The 19,749-nt window shown below is 38.5% G+C and carries 23 protein-coding genes, 2 tRNA genes and 2 pseudogenes; 18 read left to right on the top strand and 9 right to left on the bottom strand.

The features are described 5' to 3' along the window. The first annotated feature begins 104 nt into the window (after positions 1–104). Positions 105–443 (top strand): YolD-like family protein, encoded by a 339-nt coding sequence (locus EEL30_02425; protein ID QDX91331.1) that lies wholly within the window; start codon positions 105–107, stop codon positions 441–443. A gap of 338 nt (positions 444–781) precedes the next feature. Here EEL30_02425 and EEL30_02420 read toward each other — a convergent pair whose 3' ends face one another. Continuing rightward, positions 782–979 (bottom strand): hypothetical protein, encoded by a 198-nt coding sequence (locus EEL30_02420; GenBank protein QDX91330.1) that lies wholly within the window; start codon positions 977–979, stop codon positions 782–784. Between the two features lie 103 nt (positions 980–1,082). Beyond that, positions 1,083–1,760 (bottom strand): hypothetical protein, encoded by a 678-nt coding sequence (locus EEL30_02415; protein QDX91329.1) that lies wholly within the window; start codon positions 1,758–1,760, stop codon positions 1,083–1,085. A 460-nt stretch (positions 1,761–2,220) separates the two neighbouring features. Here EEL30_02415 and EEL30_02410 point away from each other — a divergent pair, with 460 nt between their 5' ends. Both EEL30_02410 and EEL30_02405 read left to right on the top strand, forming a co-directional pair. Beyond that, entirely contained in the window at positions 2,221–2,475 is a 255-nt protein-coding gene (locus EEL30_02410; protein QDX91328.1) for a helix-turn-helix domain-containing protein, read from the top strand. A 42-nt stretch (positions 2,476–2,517) separates the two neighbouring features. Further along, entirely contained in the window at positions 2,518–2,739 is a 222-nt protein-coding gene (locus tag EEL30_02405; protein QDX91327.1) for a hypothetical protein, read from the top strand. A gap of 291 nt (positions 2,740–3,030) precedes the next feature. On the opposite strand, the gene EEL30_02400 is transcribed toward EEL30_02405, so the two are convergent. Further along, positions 3,031–3,468: a site-specific integrase gene (locus tag EEL30_02400; protein QDX91326.1), complete on the bottom strand. Its 438-nt coding sequence runs from the start codon at positions 3,466–3,468 to the stop codon at positions 3,031–3,033. Positions 3,469–3,604: 136 nt separating this feature from the next. On the opposite strand from EEL30_02400, the gene EEL30_02395 reads away from it, so the two are divergent. The 3 genes and pseudogenes from EEL30_02395 to EEL30_02385 all read left to right on the top strand — a co-directional run bounded on the left by EEL30_02395 (position 3,605) and on the right by EEL30_02385 (position 6,072). Continuing rightward, positions 3,605–3,913, top strand: coding sequence for a holin (locus EEL30_02395; protein QDX95648.1), 309 nt, complete (start codon positions 3,605–3,607; stop codon positions 3,911–3,913). A gap of 2 nt (positions 3,914–3,915) precedes the next feature. Further along, positions 3,916–4,564, top strand: a pseudogene (locus EEL30_02390) (N-acetylmuramoyl-L-alanine amidase). Positions 4,565–5,175: 611 nt separating this feature from the next. After that, on the top strand, positions 5,176–6,072 hold the full coding sequence (locus EEL30_02385; GenBank protein ID QDX95647.1) for a hypothetical protein: 897 nt from the start codon (positions 5,176–5,178) through the stop codon (positions 6,070–6,072). Positions 6,073–6,164: 92 nt separating this feature from the next. On the opposite strand, the gene EEL30_02380 is transcribed toward EEL30_02385, so the two are convergent. Both EEL30_02380 and EEL30_02375 read right to left on the bottom strand, forming a co-directional pair. Then, positions 6,165–6,719: a hypothetical protein gene (locus EEL30_02380; protein ID QDX91325.1), complete on the bottom strand. Its 555-nt coding sequence runs from the start codon at positions 6,717–6,719 to the stop codon at positions 6,165–6,167. A gap of 16 nt (positions 6,720–6,735) precedes the next feature. Further along, positions 6,736–7,391: pseudogene (locus EEL30_02375) on the bottom strand (hypothetical protein). Between the two features lie 84 nt (positions 7,392–7,475). Between EEL30_02375 and EEL30_02370 the strand changes: the two are divergent. Next, entirely contained in the window at positions 7,476–7,706 is a 231-nt protein-coding gene (locus EEL30_02370) for a hypothetical protein (GenBank protein QDX91324.1), read from the top strand. 321 nt (positions 7,707–8,027) lie between these two features. Here EEL30_02370 and EEL30_02365 read toward each other — a convergent pair whose 3' ends face one another. Continuing rightward, complete coding sequence (locus EEL30_02365) at positions 8,028–8,522, bottom strand: DUF3139 domain-containing protein (GenBank protein ID QDX91323.1); 495 nt, start codon at positions 8,520–8,522, stop codon at positions 8,028–8,030. Between EEL30_02365 and EEL30_02360 the strand changes: the two genes are divergently transcribed. The 11 genes from EEL30_02360 (at position 8,513) to EEL30_02310 (ending at position 16,732) form a co-directional block, all read left to right on the top strand. Then, positions 8,513–8,920 carry a hypothetical protein gene (locus EEL30_02360; protein ID QDX91322.1) on the top strand — a complete coding sequence of 136 codons (408 nt, stop codon included), beginning with the start codon at positions 8,513–8,515 and terminating at the stop codon, positions 8,918–8,920. The genes EEL30_02365 and EEL30_02360 overlap by 10 nt on opposite strands. Before the next feature lie 367 nt (positions 8,921–9,287). Next, on the top strand, positions 9,288–9,812 hold the full coding sequence (locus tag EEL30_02355; protein QDX91321.1) for a hypothetical protein: 525 nt from the start codon (positions 9,288–9,290) through the stop codon (positions 9,810–9,812). A 224-nt stretch (positions 9,813–10,036) separates the two neighbouring features. After that, positions 10,037–11,131, top strand: a complete 1,095-nt coding sequence (locus EEL30_02350) for a spore gernimation protein (GenBank protein QDX91320.1) — start codon at positions 10,037–10,039, stop codon at positions 11,129–11,131. An 872-nt stretch (positions 11,132–12,003) separates the two neighbouring features. Further along, positions 12,004–12,357 (top strand): hypothetical protein, encoded by a 354-nt coding sequence (locus tag EEL30_02345; protein ID QDX91319.1) that lies wholly within the window; start codon positions 12,004–12,006, stop codon positions 12,355–12,357. Positions 12,358–12,477: 120 nt separating this feature from the next. Further along, positions 12,478–12,570: transfer RNA gene (locus EEL30_02340), tRNA-Ser, on the top strand. Positions 12,571–12,592: 22 nt separating this feature from the next. Then, positions 12,593–12,668 (top strand) — tRNA-His (locus EEL30_02335). A gap of 164 nt (positions 12,669–12,832) precedes the next feature. Beyond that, a complete protein-coding gene (locus EEL30_02330) occupies positions 12,833–13,606 on the top strand; it encodes a suppressor of fused domain protein (protein ID QDX91318.1) in 774 nt (257 codons plus the stop codon). A 226-nt stretch (positions 13,607–13,832) separates the two neighbouring features. Then, positions 13,833–14,342 carry a serine protease gene (locus tag EEL30_02325; protein ID QDX91317.1) on the top strand — a complete coding sequence of 170 codons (510 nt, stop codon included), beginning with the start codon at positions 13,833–13,835 and terminating at the stop codon, positions 14,340–14,342. A 36-nt stretch (positions 14,343–14,378) separates the two neighbouring features. Continuing rightward, the gene (locus EEL30_02320) at positions 14,379–15,935 is read left to right on the top strand and encodes a flotillin family protein (GenBank protein ID QDX91316.1); all 1,557 of its coding nucleotides are present in this window, start codon (positions 14,379–14,381) and stop codon (positions 15,933–15,935) included. 216 nt (positions 15,936–16,151) lie between these two features. After that, positions 16,152–16,358 (top strand): copper resistance protein CopZ, encoded by a 207-nt coding sequence (locus EEL30_02315; protein ID QDX91315.1) that lies wholly within the window; start codon positions 16,152–16,154, stop codon positions 16,356–16,358. 38 nt (positions 16,359–16,396) lie between these two features. After that, a complete protein-coding gene (locus EEL30_02310; protein QDX91314.1) occupies positions 16,397–16,732 on the top strand; it encodes a CsoR family transcriptional regulator in 336 nt (111 codons plus the stop codon). 140 nt (positions 16,733–16,872) lie between these two features. On the opposite strand, the gene EEL30_02305 is transcribed toward EEL30_02310, so the two are convergent. The 3 genes from EEL30_02305 to EEL30_02295 form a co-directional block, all read right to left on the bottom strand. Beyond that, on the bottom strand, positions 16,873–17,883 hold the full coding sequence (locus EEL30_02305) for a BMP family ABC transporter substrate-binding protein (protein QDX91313.1): 1,011 nt from the start codon (positions 17,881–17,883) through the stop codon (positions 16,873–16,875). A gap of 85 nt (positions 17,884–17,968) precedes the next feature. After that, positions 17,969–18,994, bottom strand: a complete 1,026-nt coding sequence (locus EEL30_02300) for a BMP family ABC transporter substrate-binding protein (GenBank protein ID QDX91312.1) — start codon at positions 18,992–18,994, stop codon at positions 17,969–17,971. A gap of 307 nt (positions 18,995–19,301) precedes the next feature. Beyond that, on the bottom strand, positions 19,302–19,742 hold the full coding sequence (locus tag EEL30_02295; protein ID QDX91311.1) for a M67 family peptidase: 441 nt from the start codon (positions 19,740–19,742) through the stop codon (positions 19,302–19,304). Positions 19,743–19,749: the final 7 nt, after the last annotated feature.

The raw sequence follows: 19,749 nt of genomic DNA, 5'->3' as shown, positions 1-19,749 counted from the left end.
GGAGGGCTTTTTTTATTGGTAAACATGTAATTTTACTCATTGCATAATCTCTTCAAGATTTAATAAAACGAGAACACACATTCGTATTTTAAGGAGATGTTTTGATGGCTTCCAAAATTCTTGATCCACTTGTAACTAAATTTATTTTACCTGAGCATGCTGAGATGTTACGCCAGCTTCACGAGGATAAGAAACTGATTGAGAAGCCGATCATTGAAGAGGATGAGCTAGCCGAATTTTGCTACCGGATATCTGACTCACGTCAGTATGATTACGCTCTTACAATTAGCTGGTGGAAAGCAACAAAAGGAGATCGAGGCGTGATTGAATCTGCTTGGGGATGGGTAGAGAAGTTGGATTCAACGTTTAAACAGATCAAGTTAAAGAACGATGAGGATTTCTGGTGGATACCTGTAGAAGATGTGGTCAGTGTAGAAGCCTAAGCAGTATTTCTTACATCTACATACAATGTATTGCCTGTGGGAACAGGGATACAGCAAACACCCCGCCAGATCGATGAAGTGCACCCCTTAAGTTTATCCGATAACCTCGGGGGTTTTTCCAATGTCTACTTTAAGGAGTGCACTTCAGATGATGGCGTGGTCTTTTTTTTCGTCAAAACCTCCGTTTACTCGTCAAAGGATTCGACAAGGTCTATAGGGAAGTCAACTATGGGGTGATTCTTATTAGCATGATTAATTTGCTTGGAAACAAACGCCCGAATCCTAAAACTCGGGCGTTTGTTTACCTAATACCTGTTATCGGGACTTTGTAGGAAACATTATTTTTTTATGTTTTGTCGAGAAGAAATAGATAAAATATCGAAGATAGTGACTATAGAAAACAAAATCAACCACTCCCAAATAATTGCTAAGGAAATGTTTTGTGTACCAATCCAATAAGGGACAGTGGCAAGAATGACAGATGTTATAACTGTCCATATAAGTCTCTTTTTTACGTATTCTTGAAATTTATTCACTTTCTATGGGCTCCTCTCGTTTTTCGTTTATACTACTATAACTACGATAAAAAAGTGCATTTCATTATAAATGAAGTGCACTTTTTGATTCAACCTTCTATTTTTAATCACATGCCGAATACCAACGCGTTGGAACATAAAGGTAGCAGTCTAGATAAATTCCGCAACCCTCATCTTGTTCTAAGAATGACCATAAAGTAAGAGCAGCCGCTGCGGTAGTAAAAGCTGAAAACCAGCTAGGTGGCCTCTTTCCATGTTTCTCCATGAGGTATTGGACAGTTCCTATGAAGGTACCTACAGTTACTGAAGTTTTTAGTCCTATTTTATCTTTTAAATCCTCCACAAAGTCATGGGACCAATAAATTTGGAGTCCCCACCAAGTGAAGTCATAATCCCAATATTCATCATGATCAATAGCCGACATTTTTGATTCATTTTCTTTATCTATTAATGTACCCTTTGAAGAAATTACTAGTTCGTCCTTAATATCGCTAATTTGAGCATTGCTCTTATTAATTATCTCAAATGCTTTGTTATAAGTATCTTTATCTAAATCTTTTTTTGCTTTCTCTGAAAGAGAGAATTGTTTAGTTTTTGCGTCAAGATTAACATAGGGTGATACCTTGTTAATGAATTCTTCCGTTATTGTTTGATTTTCAGACAGTTCTTGGGATTGTACGTTACTACTAGAATGGCTTGAATTGTATGCAAAAGCAGGTGTTACTGAGGAAAACATAGCTAAGCTACAAAGGACAATAAATGATCGACGTAACTTCTTCATAGAGAACCCCCTAAATTTTACTGAAATTAATATCCTTAGTATACCAAACGAGTTAAAATTTTACAAATATTTTGATCTTAAATCTAGTCCTGGAATAATTAAGAAAAAGATTAGGTGTTTATCGGAGGTTTTTTAGGGTATTAGCCGAGAACACTAGTCATTAGATGAATGGGCTTCGGTAAAGGGTTGTGCTATTTTGTGCAGAATATGGTAATTACGTTTAGCAATACATAAAAGGAGGAGTAGAAATGAGACGTCAGGACAGTCACGGACCAGGAATAAGTTCTCTAGGACCAGTAGAAGGAAACAGAGCTTTAGAACTTATGGGACCGCCAGAAGGAAATTAATAGTTGCTAAGTTAGTAAGGCTCCCTGTAAGGGGGCTTTTTTCGTCAAAACCTCTATTTCTTCGCTAAAGGATTCGACAAGGACAGTAGTGAAGTGAGCAATGAGGTGATTTTATGATCTGCTACCTGAAAGCAATACTGGTCATGCTGGACATGTCACAGCAGGAGTTGGCTGATACACTTGGAGTTAGCCGTAATACCATCACAAGCCTTGCGAGGAATAAGTCAGTACCTAATCTAGTGTTGGCTTACGACATAGTGGATGTATTGAATGCACGAGCTGCTGAACAGGGATTACAAAAGCAATGGACAGTTGAGCAAATTTGGGATAGAAAAAAATCACAGTTGGACATGCAAAATCAAAGTTAACTGTGCATACACTGTACCATTAAGGTTAAGGAGATGGTGCAGATGTGGATCGTCCATCAACGGATGGCAGAGCTTTGGTTCATCAATAAAACAAGGGAACTTACTGACTCGGAAATGACAGAAATGAGCCATTGCTTGAGTGCAAACGCTAAAAGAGCTTGGGAGATAGCAAAACTCAAAAACTTATCTTTGATTGCCAGCGTGACGAAAGACATAGAATGGCAGCATGAACTGTGCGCCAGATTGGAAAAGATACAGAGATGAAATGGGAAAAAATCCCCTCTCATATCGAAAAAGGGCTGACGACGCCAGCTAGTTTTATTCATGTTGTAAGCCAGTAGGATTTGATACCAATTTTGATACCACTTTATCAATTAAATATTAATTTCCATGCTAAAAATCGTTGCGTAAAACGGTAGAAATATAGGTTTTATGCGGGTCTAAGTTTTCGTTTCACGAAAGAATAGTCGAGATGGAAGGAAGTATCGGATAACCCTTTCGTATCAAGGGTTTTCGGCTTCGGAATTGCGGTTTGTCCGAAATTTGTCCGGAAATTTAAAATTGAACATACCGTTCGTACAAGGTTAAAGCGTCATCTTCAATCTTCTTGGTGACGTGGAGATACGTGTCTGCGGTTACTTTCATACTTGCGTGTCCGAGTCTCTCGGACACGTATTTTATATTTACGCCCGATTCGAGAAGATGAACTGCATGGGTGTGTCTCAGAGCGTGTGGTGAGAGAACAGGAACATTTGCACGCTTACATACCTCTTTGAAATGTTCACGTACTACATTGGTGCGTAACCATCTGCCGTCATGTTGGTGGAAGATGATGTTCTCTTTTGTAGGCTTATAATTTTCGTACATAAGACAAACTTCTTTTTGATTGATTCTATGCCGTTTCATGAGTTTCACTGTGGCATCATCTAGTTTGACAGTTCTGTCGCTATTTTTAGTTTTCGGGGTGGAGAGGAGGTTATAACAGACAAGAATCCATTCGGCTATATCTCCCAGAGGAATACAAGAAAATCACAGGTATAGATTTTTAGCGCCTTTTCCAATCGGAGAGGCGTTTTTTCATGGGGAGCCGGTTATGCGGCTCTCTATTTTATTTGAAAGGGATGAGCACATGGAGAATGTATTCAAAACACTTGTAGCCATAGGGGGAGGTGTATTATCGGTTGAAGGCAAGCTTAAAAGCAAAATTGGCTTGATCGGTATTGCTAGAAAGGTATTTATCTTTGCTATGGTGGCTGTGGCTCATTTGCTTGATACCGCATTAGGTGACCAGCATGTATTTCGTAATGCTACGATTTTTTTCTATCTTGCTAATGAAGTTCTCTCAATTATCGAAAACGCTGGGCGGATTGCGTTGCCAGTACCGGAAGTAATTAAGAAGGCTGTAGATGTCCTGAAAGAAAAAGGGAGAGTGAAGTAACTATGAATATCATTCAAGACATCGTTCCAGCAGGGAGAAAGAATCGCCCTGGTCGCAACATGATCCCTAAGTACATCACGATTCATAATACAGGTAATGCAGGAAAGGGTGCTGATGCCCTTTCCTATGCTAAATACAATAAAGGTGATGCGGCTGCCCAAAGGCAAGCGTCATGGCATTTTACTGTAGACGACAAACGAATTATTCAACACCTACCCTTAAATGAAATTGCTTGGCATTGCGGTGATGGAAACGGACCAGGTAATTCATCATCTATTGGAATTTGAAATTTGCGAGAACATTGACGGAGATATTCGAAAGGCGGAGGAGCTGGCGGCTCAACTGGTTGCCGATCTACTAAAGCAATTCAGCTTCGGTATTGATGGAGTCAAGCAACATTATGATTGGAGCGGAAAGAACTGCCCTCACATCTTACGAGCACGACCTAACGGCTGGCAGGATTTTATAGCGCTGATTAAATCAAAAGGAGAGGTTAAAATGAAACCAAAAATAGCAAACGAAATCATCATCAACTTACAAGGTCAGTGGGCTTTTTATAATCAAATGGGGATGAAGGATAAGGCTGTAAGGATCGGGCAATTGGCAGATGAGTTGCGGGTGGCTAGTGGGCAAGTCGTACAAAATAAATAGCTTCAAGAGAGTGCCATCCAATCGGGTGGCTTTTTCTTTTCCCTACTACGCACACAAACTATCACATCATGGGAGCTGGTACGATGATCTACAACATGGATTGTATTCTGGAGCGAAACAACATCTATTAGACGATTCTATTGATCTATTTATAGTCGATCCACCGTAGAGTTATTCGGAAATTGGATAAAGTGGAAGATAGTATGTACTATAGCGTTTGGCATTTATAGCTTTTGGTTATTTATTGCGCTTGAAAAATGGAAGACAAAACAGACCACTTTTCAATAAAAAAGAATGCCCTCTAACTTCATTAAAAGAGAGCATTTACTTATTAATATAGTTTTTTGATCATTTCAATTAACTGTGGACTTTTTATAACTTAATTATAGATTATCACACATTTGTGTCCAAAATGATAATAATTTTGTAACAAAATTTAACTATTCTGATTGATATTGTGCTAAATTCGTGATATTGTTAAAATGTTTCAAATGTTGGTAAAATTGCGAAAGGAGAAGGTTAAGACAGTAGGAGAATATTTATTGTTTTGTTGGCTTGTGATGCATGATTTGGCGAGGAACGTAAATTCAAACAAGAAAAGAGGAGACATTATGAAAAAATTTATGTGCTTATTACTGGCATCAACCATTTGCATAGCACCAAACATTGGGACTGCGCCTGTCAACGTTATGGCTGCTGAAAATAGTAAGAGTAGTGCATTTCAAAATCTTGATGAAAGAGTTACAAAGATGCTGCAGAGTGCTGCTTCGGGGGGCCAAGTGTACGGGTATCATAATATAAAGGATACTAATTTGAATGGCAGGAGTATAGAAAGTTCTATTATTGAGAATTCTGAACTTTTAACAGTGGGAGGCACTACTTTAGCTAATACTTTAGGACAAGATCAAACTTTGGTTTCCGGTTCATACGAGCACGAGTTTTCAGAAACGACCAGTACAACTAATACATCGGGTTGGACATTTGGTTATGGATTTAATGCAACTCTTAATATCTTGATGGTTTCAGCTACACATAATTTTAGTGTTGATTATAATATGTCCACTTCAAACACCATAGAAAAAACAGAAAAGCGAAAGCTCACTGTTCCTGAACAAAATATTTTTGTTCCGGCCGGAAAAACATACAGGGTGAATTATGTTTTTGAAAAACTTACTATTTCAGGAAGAAATGAACTTAATGCAGATCTATATGGCGATGCTATTTATTATTATAATAATCAACCGATGTCCCCTCAACTTTTATATTCGGCACTGAACTTTGCCACTGACAAACAGGGATTTGAGCGAGTAACCAGAGATACAGTGGAGGGGAACGATAGATTTGGAATTAGAGCCAAAGGCATAGGTCAGTTCAAAACCGAATATGGAACTGAACTATATATTGAAGTTATTGACATTACTAATTCCAGAAACCCGGTAAAGGTAGAAACGAGATCGGTTCCTGTCGAATTTAAAACCATTTCTGTGGACACCAGAGTGGCTAAATAGATTAGCGAATTCAGTGAAGTAGGGATCATAATTCAATATTGAACATAACTGACAAAAGGCATTAATAGATTTGTATTTGTTCGTGGTATTTTCTACTGAATGGTTGGAGTTTCCAATCCAATGAAAACAGCTACAGCTAGTTTTTCTTCATTAAGCACTTGCAGTTCATAGTTCATCGGCGACAAAAGTGTTTTTTTCTCTTCTTCTGACAGTTTTTCTTTTAATTTGAGCTGCTGTGAAAGAGTATATGTGTTGCCTTTACTCAAATCAATTTGAATAACTGGAGGGGATTCAACAAGTAAACTCCCTATTTTGTGACTACCCAATACGTCCCCAAACGTAAAATAAATAGGTTTTTCAGTATCCCCCATCTTTTCCCTTAAATGTTCCGATATAGAGATTTCAAGTTTAAGATCAGCTGAGGTATCTTTTTGGGATATTTGAAGTACAGATGTTTTCAGATGCTGTCCAGCAATTTCTTTACTGTACTCATTAATCGATTTATAGGTCTTGCTCTCTGCGGATACTTTCTGAATCGTTTCCTCTGATATTTTGTCTACTTTTCCCGAAGATTTATCTACTGCACAACCACTAAGCAGAAATAATAAAGCAATGAAAACGGTTGAAATGACTGAAGTTCTTTTCATGTAGTTTCTTCCATTACTATAATTTTCTTGGGTTTTTATCAGCATATTCCGAATATGAATAATCAGTGTATACATAAGTTTTTTTTGACGGTTCTCCGTGGAAGTGCTTCACTATATTTCCATTTGTGCTTACTGCTTTTGAACCATACTCAATAGTTGTAACAGTATTTGCAGGAATAGTCCAAGTGTAAGTTGTGGTTTCGACTGTTTCACTTCCAAAGGCAACCCCTGCATTTAATCCTACTTTCCCTTGAATTAGTCCCCAATTAAGTTTACTTTCAGCTGATGCACCTATTTTTCCGGTAAAAAATGTTTTTCTTGAAACTGATCTTGTAACAGAGTCATTTGCAGAACCCCTATTTGTTACTTCAGTTTCAAAACTTTTAGATTTATATAACTTTTTTTGCTCATTTCATAAACAGTTTCATTGAAATCGACATACTGGGGACTAATACCCTTGGGAGTAAATTTTGATTCTTCATCTTCTTTAAGAGCATCCTCATAATCGTAATTCACTGGTGTATCCCATACTTTTTCGACAATCTCTAACTCACCTATTTTTTCGTGTGTAATAGTAGGCTCGTTCATACCCGGAGATTCTGCGAACACAGAACTCCCTCCAGATAATACTAAACAGAGTCCTACTGTGGTAGAAAGTTTTTTAAAGGCCATTTCTTGTCCCTCCTATTTTCTGTTAATTTTCAATTATATTACCAATTAGATACAAATGTGTAAATATTAAAAATAAAACTATGTATGAAAGGTATATGGCGGACACCTGTAAATGAAGAGGATGAGCTAGCCGAGTTTTGTTACAGGATATCTGACTCATGTCAGTTTGACTATGCTCTTACAATCAACTGGTGGAAAGCAACAAAAGGAGATCGAGGAGTAATTGAATCAGCGTGGGGCTGGATTGAAAAGTTTGATCCTACTTTCAAACGGATCAAGTTAAAGAATGATAGGACTATTGGTGGATACCTATAGAGGATGTGACTAGTGTGGAAGTCTAAGCAGTATCTCTTACATTTACATACACTGTATTGCCTGTGGGAACAGGGATACAGCAATCCCCCGCCTGTTCAATCTAGGCGGGGGATTTTTTATCAACCGTGCCGTAAAACCCCTTGCTTTAGCTATGGGGATATAAGGCACGGTTGATAATATAAATACTTTTCTGGTTTTTCTAGAAGAGTAAAAAGATCAAATCGGACAAAATAAGGTTTGGTTTATCAAAAAGAAAGAAATCTTCAGGAAGTTAAATAATCTTATCCCCCGATATTAGGGGGGATTCAGTTGGAAAGTAATTTAGTTTGACTCATTTTCTATATGTTTGTATTTTAAACCACTATTTAAGTCAGAGGCACTTGGCTCAATTTGACGCCATTCCCCTACATCTCTATCAGTGTATTTGTAAATAATAGTAGGCTCATCATTGAAAACTACATTTACCCAATACTTTGGCATTTTTCCACGATGACCCTGAATACTTTTAATGTCATTTTCGGAGTAATGCTTTTCGTTAATTAAGTAGGATTTTAACTCATCTTCAAGGTAATTAATATGGTTACGAGTATTTATATAATAAGCTAGATAAGAAAATACTACTACTATTATTAGAATAATAAATTTCTTCTTCACAATAAACACCACACCGTTTTTATTTAATATTATTGCATGCCGGTTTTCCTTTCTCTGCTCAAGCAGCAAAAGAAAGTGCTGTTCCAAATCCTGAATATCCAGGAACAACCCTTTCAATGAAAGTAGGGGATGTTTTATATTCAAGTAAAACTTTGGATGGATCCACTCAAATTGTAGGCCATGTAGGTATTATTGGCCCAGATTTCTTAGTTTATCATGTTACACCCGCTACTGGAACCAAGGGTGGTGGGGTTGCAGATACAATTACTAATTATATGAGCAGACATGGAAAAGGAGAAACTATTGGAGTATACCAGTATAGATCAAGTAGTTCAGCGAATGCTGCAAAATGGGCAAAAAATAATTACAGTCGTGTAACAGAATATAAAATTTCTATTGCAAAATTAAGCCAAATAAATCCAAACTACTGCTCAAAATTTCTATGGCAAGCATTTTATTATGGAGCAGGAGAAGATATAGTCGGTTTTGATCTATCAGATACTCAAGTTACTACAATACATCCATGGCACTTTACTACTGATGAATTTGTAAACTTTTAATTCTTATCTGTATATTTTTGTGAGTAGTTTAGAAAGAAATCATTATCTAATAGAAACAGAAAGCATATTTTATTTAATTAATATCGGGCTTCTTTTCTTGATTGTTCAGACACATAAAAAATATAAGTAATAGTAAAGGTATCTTTTGAGCTCGTAATTGATAGAATACAATGAATCCTCCGGCTGTTAGCTGATGCCTAAATTTTTTTTATTCATTTGAAAGATGTTCTTGATTGTAAAAATGAATGTAATCTTCAATTTTTTTTTGAACATTTTGTATATCTCGGATATGTTAGGGATATAGAATTGCTTGCACTTTAATGGTCCAATTATGGAAGCAAAAGGATATCAAGGGGGGACTATCGCTGTGGATGACATTTTGAAACAGGTAGCGGAACTAGGAGAACAACTGCAAAAAAAGAATATATCATTTGCTCTAGGCGGCAGTGCTCTGTTATACAGTTTGGGGCTCGCTAAGGAATTTCGAGATATTGATCTCACAACAGACGTACCGCGAGAACAGCTAAGTGAAGCACTAGCTCCGTACCATGTAAAAGTGGAGAATTCTGGCGATGGTATCTATAACACTCATTATCGGTTAGCAGTGGAACTAGATGGAAAAGAGATTGACTTTATGGGGATTTTTTCTGTGAAAACAAAAACAGGTGTATGTCATCTTCCTTGCTTACCAGCTTACGAATGGAGAGGAATTCCAGTATGTGCTCCTGAAGTATGGGCGGTTGCCTATCAGTTGATAGGACGTATGGAAAAAGCGGAGCGAATATACGGTTATCTTCAAGAGCATGGGGTTGACCAAAAAGTCTGCGAAAGATTGCTGAAGGAACCGTTGCCTGCTGATATTAAAAAGAGAGTGCTTTCGTTGACCAATTAAAGCAGTTAATATGATTGAGATTGTTGTTAACACTATTTCTAATCGTTGTATATTGCACGAGAATGCACAGTTTTTGCATCAAAATCACGAAGATATTCTTCACTGTAGGGAATATACAATCAATTTTTAGCAAATATTACTTTTATATCGCTGTTGGTGATACTCCCAATTTCCCTGGTAAAAACGAAAAAGGTAGATGTATAGGAATACGGGGGGACGAGTTCGTGTCTAGAATCATGAAGCAAGAAATTTCTCTTCTGCAATTTATTCTGACGATAACTAGCATTGAACTGGGAGCAAGTATTCTGACGCTACCCGCAGATCTTGCACAGGAAGCGGGAACAGATGGTTGGATTTCGATTATTATGGGATATGTTCTTGCTACGGTAGTTGGTTTATGTATTATTAAAGTCATGTCAAAGCATCCAGAAAAGACAATGCAACAAATACTTATTTTTTATTTCTCACCTTTTTTGGGAAAGTTGATTGTGGTTATTTGGATTATATATGCCTTCTTAACTGCGTTCTCAATTTTTGATGCAAGCATCTACATTATTAATGAGTGGATTTTACCAAATACACCTAATTATTTAATCGCGGTTCTATTTATAGTTCCTGTTTACATGGCCTTGCGTGATGGAGTTCGTTTGATTAGTCGATTTCAGCTTGTTGTATTTTTTTTAACAATATGGCTACCGCTTATCCTCCTGTTCTCTTTAAATAACAGCCATATTATGTTTCTCTTACCGACACTAAAAGAGGGATGGGGACCTGTTATTCAAGGGACAAGGATATCGGTATTTGCTTTTTTGGGTTTTGAATTAGCCTTCCTATTTTATCCATATTTAAAACAGAAACAGTATGCGGCAAAGGGTATTATCATTGCCAATTCGATCACTTTACTTATTTACTTACAAATAACTCTGATTTGCTTTGTCGTTTTTAGTCCTGATGAGATTAGCAAATATATATGGCCTACCCTTACATTGGTTAAACCGATACGTTTCTCATTTCTGGAGCGTTTTGAAATTGTCTATGTTTCCTTTTATATCCTAATTTTTTTAACGTCCGTTATACCTTATGTATTTTTTGTTACCGAGAATATTTCAGAGCTATTTCATAGAAGAAGTAGGTCACAATTATATATCGTCCTTGGCTTTTTTTTAATGATCTACATGTTTTATCAACCGTATTTTAAAGATATTACCTTCTTCAACAACGTTTTGTCCTCTATTTCTTATTTCGTAGCATTCGCTTTTCCTCTCTTTTTGTGGCTATATGTGATGATGGTCTCTAAAAAAAAGGTAATAAGTAAGTAGCAGAACGATTCGTTTCTCAATGTAAACATGCTTTAAGTGGGATAGCTCTTAGTAAAGAGCTATCTCTTTTTATTGGGATAAGTGAAAGATGCTCTCTTTTTCTTTGTCTATCTAGTGTCAAGGAGGTGAAGCAAACCTTGGAAATTAACGCTAGCGTACACATTGAGCAATGTTTCCCTGCTTTATGGAGAACAGGCAAAAGAGTATAAGAGACATGACATACAGAATAATGGTGGACAATCTTTCATTACGTTTCACAGCCTGAACAGTCATTCGAGCGTAGAAATCGTTTTCGATGAAGAAGGCAGACTGGTGCAAGTTCAATTTACACAAGATTGATTTACTTAGACAGTGATCGATTCTGGTCACTGTTTTTTTAATCCTCTTAGCTAGCTTACCCTGCCTTAAATTTGAACCTCTCATGGCTAAAGCCACGAGATTCCTGCGCTATCACATCCAACGAAGTGAGAATTAGCAGGCTATCCCCGTAGTCCCTACGGTTATTGAAAAAAAGTGTACGTTGGACTCTTCTCTCTGACCTACTGCTTGGTTTTCGCTTTTCGGTCAGAGAGGACGAAGGTGCTTGAATGTTTTACGCCACAAAGCATTCCTTATGGCAACCCCATACATTCAGTTTTCAATGAGCAATCTATACAAGATTAGTATACCTGTTCTTGTTAGTTATTCAAAGAAGTAGTCGGACAATTAACGTGTCAGAAGACACGCTTTGTCCGAAGCCGAGAACACTCATGATTAAAATCACGAGTGTTCTCGGCTAATCCATAAAGTAATAGAACTGTTAATCTGCTAGTGAATTCCGGAATAATATGGTAGAATATTGAAAAAGTGTTAATAGCAAGGTGTTGGTTAGCATGAGATTCATCCAATCTTCCATATGGAATCTATTAGCAATTATTCTTTGTTCCCCGCTTATATTTCTCACCATGTATTTGGATTACAAACAAGGTAGTGCTTGGATGTATCTGGTGTCCATGATTTTATTACCTTTGTGTGTTAATCGATTCAGATATATGCTGGGGGGAATTGCTATTTCGGTGATCGTAACCCTAATTTCTGCTCACTATGTTTTGGGTGAAAGTGACGCTTACTTTAAACCATTGACAGCAGAAATGGTCGCACTGATACTTTCTGGGCTATACGCTTTTCCGCAATTGCTGATATACCAAGTAATTAGACTTGTTTTTCCGAAAGAAAGATCAGAATAAATAGAAAAATAAGCGATTACTGCGACTGGTGATCGCTTATTCTATTTTTTAAGTAATATAATAAAAAACCCTTGTATTTTTAAAATAAATCTGCTATATTAATTCTTGTATGAAACACATGGACAGGTGTCCGAGTGGCCGAAGGAGCACGATTGGAAATCGTGTAGGCGGGGTCGACCCGTCTCGTGGGTTCAAATCCCACTCTGTCCGCCATTTTACCTATTTTTCATACGTGGCGGTCGTGGCGAAGTGGTTAACGCATCGGATTGTGGCTCCGACACTCGTGGGTTCGATTCCCATCGATCGCCCCATCTTATTTTAAAGACATATAACTGCTACTATTAAAACCCTTTGTTATTCAAGGAGACTTGAAAACAAGGGGTTTTTTGATGAATAAAAAATTCTTTTGGAAATGTATTTATTATTTGGCATAGGCTTATATAAGGAGGATAATTACTTTGAAAGGAGCTTGCAGATGTTTTTATTTAAAATGCTTTTACTTATGATCTCGTTTCTGCTGCTGCTTTTCTTCCTCTATACCTTATCTAAGAAGAAAGAACGTGCGAAGCAGCCGGAGATGCTGAAAGTATGGACCGGTGTGGTCGAGCAGGCAGTTGCAGTGGCTGAACGTCAACCTCAGCCCGAATCTACACAACAGCTGAAGGAGCATAGGTATCCCGATAGTTATAAAGGCGAACAGAAAAATAAGCAAGCAGACGTAAGCTTGCGAAAATGGATCAAGTCTCATTATCAAATGTTCTTTTTTGATGAACCAGTTGCCAAGTTTTCAGCCCATGAAAATAAAGATGAGGTAACGGTGCTTCTGTACGCATGTAATCGTAAGCGTGGATGGTTCACTTACGCTACTTGTGGTTGCGCTGAAAAGAATGGCGCAGAATATATGATTAGCACTTATGAAAAGCAACAGGAATTGCCAATACTTATTGAACAGATTATAGAGCAAGCGCTAGAGCTAGGTAGTTCTAGCTTTGGGCAACTCTTCCCTTGTTGTCGTCCGTTTGGGGCACATCATGGTTTTACACATGTCATTTGTTTATCGCCAGTTTTTGAACCTGAAGGTTTTGCACATTTTACAAATGGGAAAAAGCTTGTTAGCATATTCATGCTCGTTCCCTTATGGCGCTCAGAGGCTGATTTTGTCAAGCAAAACGGATGGCCTGAGCTGGAAGCCATCTTCATGGAGAATGATGTAAACACTTTAGAATGGAATCGAGCCTCTGTCATCTAAAAGGGATGATTCAGAGGCTTTTTTTATACGATCAGAGAGTATAAAATGTTGTAGAGGTAGTAGAAGTACAAGGATGCCCCACTAAAGACTTAAAAAGGAAAAAATTTGATTGGAAATTGGCTGGAAATTATGAAACCGATTGCTTTCCGATACGTATAACCAAGTGCAAGGTAAAATTATAGCACCCTTTTACGCACTTGACTCAATTCTAGGATGAGGTGTTTACATGGGGACATGGGATATTATTTTTCTTAGTTGTGTGGGACTTGGTTTTTTGTTTGCTGTTGTGCTTCTATTTGTGGACCATAGTCACGCACTAACAGGTGGTTTTGAGAGTCCTGTATTTCAACCTGTCTGTGTCGTTAGCTTCACTACAGCCTTTGGCGCTTGTGGGTTTCTTCTACATCGTTTTACGTTATTATCTATGGCAAGTGTGATATTGCTTTCAGTTGGTTGCGGTCTATTCTTAGCTGTAGCAGGTTATTTTATCTGGATTCGTCCAATGAAAAATGCTGAAAATTCTACCGGTTACTCTATTAAACAGCTGGAAGGACAAATTGGAGAAGTGATTACAACAATTCCTGCAAGTGGATATGGTGAAATTATTATTAAAATGTTAAGTGGTACTAGTAACCAAATCGCTTCCAGTCAAGATCAGATTGTTATTCCTCAGGGCTCCCGTGTCGTAGTCGTCAAAGTAGAGGATCATGTTCTACAAGTGATTCCCTTTGAATAAATGCTAGATGAATACATATAGGAAGGATGATTGCTGATGGATTTTGACATCATTGTGCTTGGGCCCATTATTGCTGTGGTCGCTGTCTTTGTAATCATTGGTATTGCATTTTGGGCAAGATACAAGACGGTAGGCGCAGACGAAGCCATGATTGTAACAGGAAGTGCACTTGGGAGTAAGAACGTATTAACAGATGAATCAGGTAACAAGATCAAAATTGTACGAGGTGGGGGTACGTTTGTCCTACCAATTTTCCAGCAAGCGAACTTTATCAGCTTATTATCACATAAATTGGACGTATCTACGCCAGAAGTTTACACAGAGCACGGTGTACCAGTTATGGCCGACGGTGTGGCAATCATTAAAGTAGGTGGCTCCATTGAGGACATTGCTACAGCGGCAGAGCAATTCATGGGTAAGCCAGACGAAGCGTTACGTGCAGAAGCTCAAGAGGTTCTAGAAGGATATCTACGTGCCATCTTAGGAAGCATGACAGTTGAAGAAATCTATAAGAATCGGGAGCGTTTCGCTCAAGAGGTACAGGCAGTGGCGGCTAAAGATTTGAAAAAGATGGGCTTGGCTGTCGTTAGTTTTACGATTAAAGATGTTCGTGATAAAAATGGATATTTGGCCGCGTTAGGTATTCCACAAATCGCAGCAGTTAAAAGAGATGCGAGCATTTCTCAAGCGGAAGCTGATAAAGAGTCACGCATCAAGCAGGCTCAAGCAGAAGAGCATGCTAAAAAGGCCGAATTATTGAAAGAGACCAACATTGCTGAAGCCGAGAAAGAAAAAGAGCTCAAAATTTCTGAGTTTAAACAAGAACAAGATAGAGCACGTGCTACAGCAGATCAGGCTTACTCGTTGCAACAGGCTAAAATGAAACAACAGGTTACCCAAGAGGAAATGACAGTCGACATTGTACGTCGTGAGAAAGAGATTGAGCTGGAAGGGAAAGAAATCCTGCGTAGAGAGCGTCAGTACGATGCAGAAGTAAAGAAAAAAGCAGATGCCGATCGCTATGCTGTAGAGCAAGCGGCTGAAGCAGAAAAGGCGAAGACAATGCGGGAAGCCGATGCTAAGAAATATAGCATTGAAGCGGAGGCGAAGGCACAAGCAGAACAAAAGCGCCTAGAAGGTCTTGCTTATGCTGATGCAGAAAGAGCACGTGGTACGGCTGAAGCGGAAGTAACTCAACTCAAGCTGGAAGCAGAAGCGGAAGGGAAGCGCAAGCTGGCAGAAGCTTACGAAAGGTTCGGTCAAGCGGCTGTATTAGATATTGTTGTGAAGATGTTGCCTGAATTGGCAGAGAAAGTTGCAGAGCCAATGAAAGCTATTGATAAGGTAACGATTATTGATACTGGCGGTGGCCAAGGGGACGGTGTGAATCGTTTAAGTACCAATGTCACTAAGTTAATGACTCAGTTACCTGAGATGTTAAAGGATGTTTCAGGTCTAGATATGAATGAGATGATTGAAAGCTTCATGAAGAAGGGGAAAACAGCCCCAGCAGAAGTAGCCGCTACTCATGAAGAGGTGAAGCAAGGAACGCCTGTGGTTAATTTAACGAATGAGCAGTTGCAAGAGAAATAGTAGTGAGCGATTTTTGAGACGTAATGAGTAATAATGGTTTCTTAGTAGATTGAATGGCTGTAGTGACCCTTCTACCGCGTTTGTTGAGGTAGGAGGGTTTTATTATGTATAATAGAATCTAGGAAGAAGGCAATACCCTTTACATACATTAGGGGGGTATAGTATTATATAGAAGAATAACATCGGAAATGACAAATTGAAGGGAGTTTGAGAAAGATGGAAAATATAATACTACAAGTACAAGGTATGTCCTGCAATCATTGTGTGCAAGCGATAGAAAAAGCTGTTGGTAAATTGGACGGTGTATCCTCTGTAAAGGTCAAGCTGTCTGAAGCAGAGGTAGATGTAGCCTTTGACCCTGCAAAAATCACAGTAGAAGAGATAAAAGAAGCAATTGATGATCAAGGATATGATGTAGAATAAAGCTGAATGAGGCATAAAAGAGAAAAGGTGGGAATGAAATGGAGGAAGATAATCAACATCTTCTATCTGATGAAAAGGAAAAAGGATGTTGCCAAGAGCGGAGTAGTCATCATTCCGAAAAGCTAAAAGGTAATCTACAATCACGCTTGAATCGCATAGAGGGACAGGTTCGTGGGATTAAAGGTATGATTGAAAAAGATGTCTATTGTGACGATGTATTAAACCAGATAGCTGCTGTTCAGTCTGCTCTTAACTCGGTAGGAAAAATGCTTCTAGAAGGTCATATGAAAAGCTGTGTGGTTGAACGTATTCAGGAAGGTGACCACGAAGTTATTGATGAGCTGATAAAAACAGTAGCAAAGCTAATGAAGTAGACATGCTTATATTAGCTCCTATAATGAAAAAGAAAAAGCTCTCTTTCATGTGTGTATGACGCACAGAAAGAGAGCTTTTTATCACATGTAATTAGTGACGATATAGCAAGATATCTGTTGTATAAGAATAGTCAACTACACTATTGAATCTTAATTTCACCGCTAACAATTTTGTTACGGAACTCTTCTACCTTTTTCCAAACATCCTCGGAAATGTTTTTACGGGAAGATTCAGATAAACCTACACCATTTTCTTTCAAACCAAGGGAAAGGATTTTACCACCTTCAAATGTGCCATTGATGTAATTGGTAGCGACTAGATAAGCTGCTTCGTCTACACGTTTCATCATAGATGTAAGCGTAACGTCATTTCCGAAAACAAGAGATTGGTCCATGTCAACGCCAATAACCCATACGTTTTCACCCTTGCCTTTACGTGCTTTTGCTTCATTAAATACCCCGTCTCCTGTTGCACCAGCGGCATGATACAAGATATCAGCGCCTTGGCTGTACATTGTGGATGCAGCAGATTTACCATCATCAGGCTTATCGAATGCACCAGTGTAGATCGTTTTCACTTCTACGGTAGGGTCAGCCGCTTTTACACCAGCTAGGAAGCCTTTTTCAAAGCGCTTGGTAACAGGGATCTCAATACCGCCAACAAAGCCGACTTTCTTTGTTTTCGATGTTAGCGCAGCTACGACTCCAGCTAGAAAGGAGCCTTCTTCTTCTTTAAACACAACAGAAGTAACGTTTGGAGCTTCTACGACTGTATCGATAACAACAAGTTTCGCCTCAGGATTTTCTTTTGCTACTTTTTGCACATGTTCCATGATCGGGAAACCAATACCAAATGTTAAATCCCATTTCTCTTTTACAAATTGGTTTAAGTTTGGAATAATATCCGCATCTGAGCTGGATTGTAGATACTGTACTTCAGCACCTTTATCCTCGTTTACCTTTTGCAAGCCTTCCCAAGTACCTTGGTTAAAGGAGTTGTCATTTACGGTACCTACAGAGGTTACCATACCGATTTTTACATTGCTTTTAGCATCTCCAGCAGGTGTTGCTGGTTGTTGTTTACCACAACCACTTAGGGTCAAGGGTAATACTAATAAAAGTGGTAGAGCGCGGCTAACTAATTTTTTCATGTTGTTTGTACCTCCAGGTAAATGAGTAAAGAACGGCATTGCCGCAGCAGAAAGCTGACAGAAATGCCGTTTTTATTCAAAGGTTTTACATTTTGTCTGGTACTGTAATTTCACCATTAATGATTTTTTGTTTAAATTCTTCAATTTTTTTCCAAACATCATCAGAGATGTTTTTCTTTGTGGATTCAGCTAGTCCTACACCGTTCTCTTTTAAACCAAGAGATACAGCTTTTCCACCATCAAATTTACCATTTAACAAATCAGTGGATACACGGTAAGTAGCTTCATCAACACGTTTTACCATAGATGTCATTGTGATATCTTCACCGAATACTTTTGCTTGATCCATATCTACACCGATAACCCATACGTTTTCGCCTTTGGCATGACGGTCTTTTGCTTCGTTAAACAGACCATCCCCAGTGGAGCTTGCTGCATGGAACACAATGTCCACACCTTGGTTAAACATAGTAGAAGCAGTAGATTTACCAAGGTCAGGTTTATCAAATGCACCTGTGTAAATAGGAACAATTTTAATATCTGGTTTAGCTGCCTTTGCTCCTGCAGTGAATCCTGCTTCAAAGCGCTTGATTACAGGCATTTCAATACCGCCAAGGAAACCAATTTTGCCCGTTTTACTACTTAGTGCAGCTGCTACACCAGCAAGGTAAGACCCTTCATGCTCCTTGAACACGATAGATGTTACATTTGGTGCGTCAACAACAGAGTCAATGATTGCAATTTTTGCCTCAGGGTTATCTTTTGCTACTTTTTGAACTTGTTCAGACATTAAGAAGCCGACACCAAAAGTTAAGTCCCATTTATCTTTAATAAATTGATTCAAGTTCGGGATGATGTCACTGTCACTTGCAGATTGCAGGTATTGAACCTCTGCACCAGTGTCTATTCCAAACTTTTGTAAGCTTTCCCATGTCATCTGGTTAAAGGAATTATCGTTAACGGTACCTGTTGCAGTAACCATTCCTATTTTCAAATGTTTTTTTGCTTCTCCAGATGCGTTCCCGGATTCAGGAGCTTTTGTTCCACAGCCGCTTAAAGCGAGTGAGAAAGTCAAAAGACTGGCACCGAGGATCGTATAAAGCTTCTTCATGATGAAAAATCCTCCCTTATGTCTCTGCTAAGTTTTGTTTCAATTGGGCAAACGATGAAATTTTATCAGACAAATAGTCAAACGTCAATTGTTAGAGTATTTACTTAATGGAGCCATTTCCAAAAATCTATTGATATTTTGCTCATCTCCAGGCTTGGTTATGTATCGCCTAGGATTTGAGGATTGTCGAAAAAAGGAGTAAACTATTATGGAGCGAATTTTCTGATGGTCAGAATAACCGAGGAAAAAAGCGAAAAGTTTTTCGAGTCAAAAGATCAATGAGAAGATGGACAGTGTCAGAGGTTGTTTAGCTTATTTGGTACGAGTGCTTTTGTGCATGCCCCTGTCTGATTTGATATAAAGCTAGATCAGGCTTCTTTGAAGCAAATGATAAAATCCAGTAGCAAAGGTCAGGATAATGCCATCCATGTATATCTAGGGAGGAAGGGACAGCTGGGGAGAGCGGGTGTGTATGTAAAACACCAAGCCAGCTTTCTTGTTGTTCTTTTATCTGATTCATGACTTGAAAAAAGGTAGAAGGACTTAACAAAAAGGTATCTGTTGAAGCAACTTCCGAAGTAGCTGGGTAAAATGAAGTAATGATGTTTTTATGACCGCCTAGTAATGCCGTGAACTCGTATGGTAGCTGCTTTTGTGCTACTACAATTAACTGGGACACAAGTGTCTTTGAAATGATAATTGGTTGGTCAACATGAGCAAAAGGGGAGCCAAATAGGGTCTGGTTCATATCTATT

Origin of the sequence: Brevibacillus laterosporus (genome assembly GCA_007833815.1) — a bacterium.
GTDB lineage: Bacteria > Bacillota > Bacilli > Brevibacillales > Brevibacillaceae > Brevibacillus_B > Brevibacillus_B laterosporus_D.
This window is presented reverse-complemented; position numbering and strand designations above follow the sequence as displayed.